We start from the raw sequence: 7706 nt of genomic DNA, 5'->3' as shown, positions 1-7706 counted from the left end.
GGCTGCCGGCAGGAATGCTAGCTGCGATCCCGGATGGCGCGGTTGACTGCGGAGACGACAGCCTTCAGCGAGGCCATGGTCGAGTTGGAATCGATGCCGATGCCCCAGAGCACCCGCTCCCCCACAGCACACTCCACGTAGGCGGCCGCCCTGGCATTGCCGCCCGAGGAGAGCGCGTGTTCCGTGTAGTCCAGCACGCGCACATCCACGCCGTCCTGTCCAAGGATCGCCAGGAGGGCGTCGATCGGTCCGTTGCCCTGGGCGGTTCGTCGCTGCTGGACGCCGTCGGTCAGCAGCGTGGCCGTCAGGTTGAACCGGCCGTCCTCGGAGGTGTCCGTGTTGGTGGACGTCAGGACATAGTGGCCCCAGGAACCGTTCCGGGACGGAAGATACTCGTCCTGAAAAATTTCCCACAGCTCGGCCCCGCTGACTTCGCCGCCGACCATGTCCGTGCGGCGCTGGACCACTCCCGAGAACTCGATCTGCGCCCGCCGCGGCAGGTCCAGGCTGTGTTCGTGCTTGAGCAGGTAGGCCACTCCGCCCTTGCCGGACTGGGAATTGACGCGGATCACGGCTTCGTAGGAACGTCCGATATCCTTCGGATCGATCGGCAGGTACGGCACGGCCCAGGGAATTTCCTCAACTGTCTTCCCTGCCGCCTGGGCATCCGACTCCATGCGCTCGAAGCCCTTCTTGATGGCATCCTGGTGGGAGCCGGAGAAGGCGGTGAATACCAGGTCCCCGCCGTACGGAGAACGCTCGGGGACATTGAGCTGGTTGCAGTATTCGGCCGTTCGGCGGATGTGGTCCATGTCGGAGAAATCGATCTGCGGATCGATGCCCTGCCCGTACAGGTTCATGCCGAGGGTCACGAGATCCACGTTGCCGGTGCGCTCGCCGTTGCCGAACAGGCATCCCTCGATCCGGTCGGCGCCCGCAAGATACCCCAGCTCCGCGGCCGCTACACCCGTGCCGCGGTCATTGTGCGGGTGAAGGGAGAGGATGACGGCGTCGCGGTCGGCCAGGTTCCGGCACATCCACTCGATGGAATCCGCGTACACGTTGGGCGTCGCCATCTCCACCGTCGCCGGCAGGTTCAGGATCATCTGGCGGTCCGAGGAGGCCTCGAAGACAGCAGCCACCTCGTTCGAGATCCGCGCCGCGAACTCAAGTTCAGTACCGGTGAAGGACTCCGGCGAGTATTCGTAGGTGATGTGGGTGTCACCCATGTTCTCCTCGAACTTGCGGCACAGCCGCGCGCCGGTCAGTGCGATATCGACGATGCCGTCCATGTCCTGGTTGAAAACCACCCGGCGCTGCAGTACCGACGTGGAATTGTAAAGGTGAACGATGGCCCGGTCCGCGCCCTCGATGGACTCGTAGGTGCGCTCGATCAGGTGTTCGCGCGCCTGCGTGAGCACCTGGATGGTCACGTCATCCGGAATCCGGTCGCCCTCAATGAGCTGGCGGACAAAGTCAAAGTCGGTCTGTGATGCCGAGGGGAATCCCACCTCGATTTCCTTGTAGCCCATCTGCACCAGGAGGTCGAACATCTTGTGCTTGCGTTCGGGGCTCATGGGATCAATCAGCGCCTGGTTGCCGTCACGGAGATCCACGGCGCACCAGCGCGGTGCCTTGGTGATGAGCTTGTCAGGCCAGGTGCGGTCCGGCAGTTCCACGGTGATCTGATCCTGGAACGGAACATATTTGTGGAACGGCATTCCGGATGGTTTCTGTGCATTGCGCATGGCGACTTGGCCTTTCCTTGGGTGAGCGTGCAGGGCTCGGGCTTTCCAGGGTGGTGGCCGGCAACACAGACTCCGCAGCGGGGGTTCGGCCTGCGACATGGTAGTCAGAATTGACTAGACAGTCGGTTGAGCCCCGCCACGGCAGCTAAGAAGGAGCAGCTCTGCGCGCACAATTCAACACTAGCACGGCCCCTAGGATGAGAAGACGCACCAACGAAGGAGCTTCCATGGCCGCTTCCGGCATCAATCTCGCGAATATCGACTCCGATGTCCGCCCCCAGGACGACCTCTTCCGCCACGTCAACGGCGGCTGGCTACGGTCCACGCCCATCCCCGATGACCGCGCACGGGAAGGCTCGTTTTCCCAGCTTGCCGATGCCGCAGAGCTGGCAGTGCGGCACATCGTGGAGGACGCGGCGGCAGCCCGGGACGACGACGGCGACCGCTTCCGCATTGGGACCCTGTTCGGAGATTTCATGGACACGGACCGTCTGGCGTCAGAAGGCGCCGCACCCGTTCAGCCCCTGCTCGCCGAGATCGATGCGGCCGGGACGGTCGAGGAGCTGGTCCGCCTCGACGCCCGGCTGACGCGGGCGGGCGCCGCAGGCATTGTGCTTCCCTACGTCAGCAACGACGCCGGTAATCCGGAACGCTACCTGCTGCACCTCTACCAGTCGGGTCTCGGGCTTCCGGACGAGTCCTACTACCGCGAGGAAAAGTTCGAGGAGGCCCGGTTGGGCTACGCCGAGCTGCTGCACCGGCTCTTTGAACTGGCCGGAAGGCCCGAGAGCCGTGCGGCTGCGGCGACCGTGTTCGATCTGGAGGCGAGGCTGGCCGCGTCGCACATGGACACCGTCACCAGACGGAATCCGCAGGCCACCTACAACCTCCGGGCCACCGGTGAACTGACCTCTGCCACGCCGCACCTGGGAACCTGGCTGACTGAGCTGACGGCCGGCGTCGGGCTTCCCGACGAGCTCATTGTGAACCAGCCCGATTACCTTGCCGCGCTGATGGTGAGCCTCGATGAGGTTCCGCTTTCAGCCTGGAAGAGCTGGCTTGCAGCGAGGGTGCTGCTCCACGCGGCCCCGTTCCTCAGCGACGACTTCGTGGACGCGCATTTCTCCTTCTACGGCACGAGACTCAGCGGCACGCCCCGGCTGAAGGAACGGTGGAAGCGCGGTGTGGCGGTCGTCGAGGGCGCGCTCGGCGAGGCGGTCGGGCGTGAATACGTCTCGCGGCATTTCCCGGAGTCACACAAGGCCACCATGCGCCGGCTGGTGGATAACCTTCTGGCCGCTTATCGCGAGCGGATCACGCACCTCGAGTGGATGAGCGGAGAAACCCGCGAGCGTGCGCTGGAGAAGCTCCGCCTGTTCACCACGAAAATCGGCTACCCGGACCGATGGATCGACTATTCTTCCCTGCGGATCGTACCCGGCGACCTGTACGGTAACGTACGCAGGTCCACCGAGTTTGAAACGAACCGGCAGCTGGAGAAACTGGGCGGGCCGATCGACCGCGGCGAGTGGCACCTCACACCGCAGACCGTAAACGCCTATTACATGCCGACCATGAATGAGATTGTCTTTCCAGCGGCCATTCTCCAGCCTCCTTTCTTCGATGCAGACGCGGACCCGGCAGCGAACTACGGCGCTATCGGAGCCGTCATCGGGCATGAAATCGGACACGGTTTCGATGACCAGGGCTCACAGTTTGACGGAACCGGTGCCCTGCACAACTGGTGGACGGAAGCGGACAGGACGGCGTTCGAGGCCCTCACGGGGCAACTGGTCACCCAGTACGCTGCCCTCGCACCCGCGGAGGCACCCGATCACCCGGTCAATGGGAAACTTACCCTCGGCGAGAATATCGGAGACCTCGGCGGGCTGGGTATCAGCCTGGCCGCCTACGTGATCAGCCTGGAGGGAGCCGAACCTCCGGTGATCGACGGATTGACCGGGATCCAGCGGTTCTTCTTTTCCTGGGCGGAGTGCTGGCGGCAGAACATCCGACCCGAAGAGGCGGCACGGCGCATCGCGATCGACCCGCACTCGCCGAACGAATTCAGGTGCAACCAGGTGGTACGCAATCTGGACGAATTCCATGACGCTTTCTCCGTGACCGCTACTGACGGACTGTGGCTGGCCCCGGAAGATCGCGTGCGGATCTGGTAGCGCTCAGGACTGGCAGGTGACCTGCGCGGCCGTCTGGCCGCGCAGGTCACCGGTGACGCCCTCGGTCCTGATGACCTCGCCCTCGGTGAAGTCGCTGCCCACGGACAGCTCCAGCCCCACCGTGGTGGCGCTCGGTACCACCTGGACCTCTGCCAGCCCGAACAGCTCTGCGACGGCGGGGCCGATTCCCTCGTAACCCGGGCCGACGAACAGCTGCGTTGCCGGGAGATCGGTTGCATCCGCCACGGTCGCCTGCGTGTAGCCTTCGGCAAGAAGCACCTCCTGGAGCTCCTCACCGCGGTCGGACTCCCCGGATGCGTTAAGCACGGTAATGGGCACCAGCGCCGGGTCGAACCCGAGTTCCTCCGCGGTTTCAGTGGGCTCGGGCTCGGGCTCCTCTTCGGGTCCGGCGCTGCTGCTGGGGCTTGCGGTTGCCGAGGGTGCCGGCTCCTCCACCGGCTTGGTGATGTCCCGGTCCTGGCGCAGTGCGGAGAACAGGTCGTCCGCCTTGTCCTCGTCGAGGACAAGGCGGTTGGTGTCCGCCTCGTACGGAACCACCGGCACCGTCACGAAGGCTACATTGCCCAGGTCGACGTCCTGCAGGCGGCCGGCGAGTTTGAGCAGCTCCGGTATTTCCACCAGCCCGTCGTCGACCGTCAGGTTCTGCGTGACGGCTTCTGCGATTGAGTAGAGGCGGGGAATATTGTTCAGGGTGCCTTCCTCCTTGATCTTCCGGGCGAGGGAAGCGAGGAATGCCTGCTGGGCACGGATGCGCCCCTCGTCTCCGCCGGTGCCGAAGGAGTGCCTGGTCCGCAGGAAGGCCAGTGCCTGCTCGCCCTCGATCTCGCTGGTCCCTGCCGGCAGCTGCAGTCCCGAGTACTCGTCGTCGACCTTCTGGTTGACGCAGACCTCTACACCGCCCACCGCCTTGGAGAGCTCTGTGACGGCATTGAAGTCGGCCATCATGAAGTGGTCCACCTGAAGTCCGGTCACCTCGTTGATGGCCGCTACCGTGCAGCCGGGCCCTCCATTTGCCAGGGAGCTGTTGAGCTGTCCCAGCGCCATGGAATCGCTGGACTCGCCTGTCCCCGGGTTGACGCAGGCGGGTAGCGGAACCATGAGGTCACGAGGAAAACTCACCATGGTGACGTTGCTTCGGTCGCCTGACATGGTCATCAGCATCATGACGTCCGCCTGGCCCTCTTCATCCTCCGCGTCCCCACCCTGGCCCGCCCGGGTGTCGCTGCCGATGATGAGGATCTGGACCGGGTCCCGGCTGAGGTCCACCGGAAGCTGTGTCTCGCCGTCGGTCGAGAGATTCAGGGGTTGCGTCGCCACGTTGCCCTGAAGTCGCACCACGGACAGCGCGACGAATCCCACAACGGCGACGAGCACCGCAACGAGTGAGATCGCGACAATCTGCAGTACGGGCACCCTGCCCCGGCCGAGGTGCCGCCCGCCCGCGCCCAGCCGGATGCCATCCGGGGAGCCGGTCTGCCCACCGCCGGGTACGCTCATCAATCTCTGGCCTTTCAGGTCGTTTCAAACGCATGGCCCCCGTAGAGCGGGGCATCTGTAGCACAACGAGCAGGTGCCCGCCGAAGTGCCCGGACGTGGGCAGCGGAGCCGCAACGGCTAGAAACCGAGCTTCACCAGCTGCCTGGGATCACGCTGCCAGTCCTTGGCAATTTTCACATGCAGGTCGAGGTACACCCTTGTACCGAGCAGAGCCTCGATACCCTTCCTCGCCGTGGTCCCGACCTCCCGCAGCCGTGCGCCGCCCTTTCCGATGATGATCGCCTTCTGCGACGGACGTTCGACGTAGAGGTTGACCCGTACATCAAGCAGCGGGTTGTCGTCGCTCCGGCCCTCACGTGGCACGATCTCCTCCACCACCACGGCCAGGGAGTGTGGCAGCTCATCGCGGACGCCTTCCAGCGCCGCTTCCCTTACCAGCTCAGCGACCATGACAGCCTCCGGCTCGTCCGTGAGTTCTCCGTCCGGATACAGCGGCGGCGACTCCGGCATATGCGAAGCGAAAACATCGGCCACTGTTGACACCTGATAGCCGTCCACCGCCGAAACGGGTACGACGTCGGCCCATCCGTCGGCGCCCAGAACCTCACGGCCCAGCTCGGTGACGGAGAGCAGCTGACGGGCGAGTGCTTCCTTGCTCACGAGGTCGGCTTTGGTGACGACCGCAATGATCGGTTTCCGCTGCAGCCTGGCCAGCTGGGCTGAGATGAAGCGGTCGCCGGGCCCCACCTGCTCATTCGCCGGAAGACAGAACCCGATGGCATCCACTTCTGCGAGAGTGTCGGCGACCAGGTCGTTGAGCCGCTGTCCGAGGAGCGTCCGCGGGCGGTGCAGGCCTGGCGTGTCCACGAGGATGAGTTGTGCGTCCTCACGGTGGACGATGCCGCGGATGGTATGCCGTGTGGTCTGGGGTTTGGCCGAGGTGATAGCCACCTTGTGCCCGACGAGCGCATTGGTCAGGGTGGATTTCCCTGCGTTTGGCCGGCCGACCAGCGAGATGAAGCCCGCCCGGTATTGTTGGGTGCTCATGTGTTTTCCACCGTTTCCCTTGAGTCTTCATTGAGCTGGTTCGGCTGCGCCTCGTCGTCCGGAGTGCGTTCGACCCGCCAGGCAAGGATGTGCGAGACACGGTTGCGCCGGCCCTCGACCCGCTCTGCCCGCAGCGCGATGTCGCCGACCTGCACTTCACTTCCGACGATGGGAACGCGCCCGAGTGTTTTCGCCAGGAGGCCGCCGACTGTATCCACCTCGTCATCCTCGAGGTCCAGGTCGAAGAGTTCACCGAGATCGTCGATGCTCATGCGTGCGCTGACGCGGAACCCGCCCTCGGGCAATTGCTCCATCTCGGGCACTTCGGAGTCATATTCATCGACGATCTCGCCGACTATCTCCTCGATGAGGTCTTCCAGAGTGACGAGGCCGGCGGTACCGCCGTATTCGTCGATGACAATTGCAACGTGGGTCGATTCACGCTGCAGCTCCTGGAGGAAATCCCCCACCGGCTTGGACTCCGGCACATAGCGGACGTGGCGGCATACCCCGTCAACCGGATCACGCTCGCTAGGGTTGTTGCCGTTCAGGACGGCCACCACATCCTTCAGGTACAGGATCCCGCGGACGTCATCAGCGTTGTCGCCGATGACCGGCACCCGCGAATAGCCTGACCGGAGAAAAAGCGACATCGCCTGACGCAGCGTGGAGCCTGCCTCGATGGACACCATGTCTGTGCGCGGCACCATCACTGACCGGACCTTGGTATCTCCGAGCTCGAAAACCGAATGGATGAGCTCGGCTTCACTGTCCTCGATCATTTCGGCCTCGTTTGCCCGGGACAGCAGCTCCCGGAACTCCTCCTCGGTGAAGAACGCTGCCTCAGCGCGGGCCGAGCCCGGGGACAGTGCGCTTCCGATTCCAACCAGCCAGCGGGGAATGGGCCCCAGGATGGACCGCAGGACACCCACCAGCCGGGCCGTGAGCGGCACCAGTTTCGCCGCGTGGGTGCGTCCCAACTGACGCGGGGAGACACCCACCAGCACAAATCCCAGTCCGGCCATGGTCACGGTGGCCAGCAACCCGGCAATCCAGATGTTGTCCAGCACATCAGCGAACAGAAGCGCCACGGCCACCGCTGCAGCCATTTCGAACCAGACCCGCCAGAAACGCAGCGCGTGCAGGTGCGCCACGGGTGACTCGAGGATGCGCCGGACCGGCTCCCCCACCGGTCCGTTCAGGTGGGACTCGGCCT

Annotated in this window: 5 protein-coding genes; 1 reads left to right on the top strand and 4 read right to left on the bottom strand. The window is 64.5% G+C overall.

Annotation, left to right across the window (positions count from 1 at the left end):
- Positions 1 to 17 precede the first annotated feature (17 nt).
- The gene (gene leuA, locus X803_RS0103405) at positions 18 to 1748 is read right to left on the bottom strand and encodes a 2-isopropylmalate synthase (RefSeq protein WP_026544035.1); all 1731 of its coding nucleotides are present in this window, start codon (positions 1746 to 1748) and stop codon (positions 18 to 20) included.
- 227 nt (positions 1749 to 1975) lie between these two features.
- On the opposite strand from leuA, the gene X803_RS0103400 reads away from it, so the two are divergent.
- Positions 1976 to 3925, top strand: a complete 1950-nt coding sequence (locus tag X803_RS0103400; RefSeq protein ID WP_026544034.1) for a M13 family metallopeptidase — start codon at positions 1976 to 1978, stop codon at positions 3923 to 3925.
- A gap of 3 nt (positions 3926 to 3928) precedes the next feature.
- On the opposite strand, the gene X803_RS0103395 is transcribed toward X803_RS0103400, so the two are convergent.
- From X803_RS0103395 to X803_RS17530, 3 genes are all read right to left on the bottom strand, one after another.
- A complete protein-coding gene (locus tag X803_RS0103395) occupies positions 3929 to 5443 on the bottom strand; it encodes an LCP family protein (protein ID WP_051470411.1) in 1515 nt (504 codons plus the stop codon).
- A gap of 117 nt (positions 5444 to 5560) precedes the next feature.
- A complete protein-coding gene (era, locus tag X803_RS0103390) occupies positions 5561 to 6490 on the bottom strand; it encodes a GTPase Era (RefSeq protein WP_026544032.1) in 930 nt (309 codons plus the stop codon).
- The coding region (locus X803_RS17530) for a hemolysin family protein (RefSeq protein ID WP_162149185.1) at positions 6487 to 7706 on the bottom strand (1220 nt) is incomplete at its 5' end. The genes era and X803_RS17530, both read right to left, overlap by 4 nt.

The organism is Arthrobacter sp. 35/47 (genome assembly GCF_000520475.1).
GTDB lineage: Bacteria > Actinomycetota > Actinomycetes > Actinomycetales > Micrococcaceae > Arthrobacter_D > Arthrobacter_D subterraneus.
The sequence above is the reverse complement of the archived record's forward strand: the minus strand, read 5'-3'. Positions and strand labels throughout refer to the sequence as shown.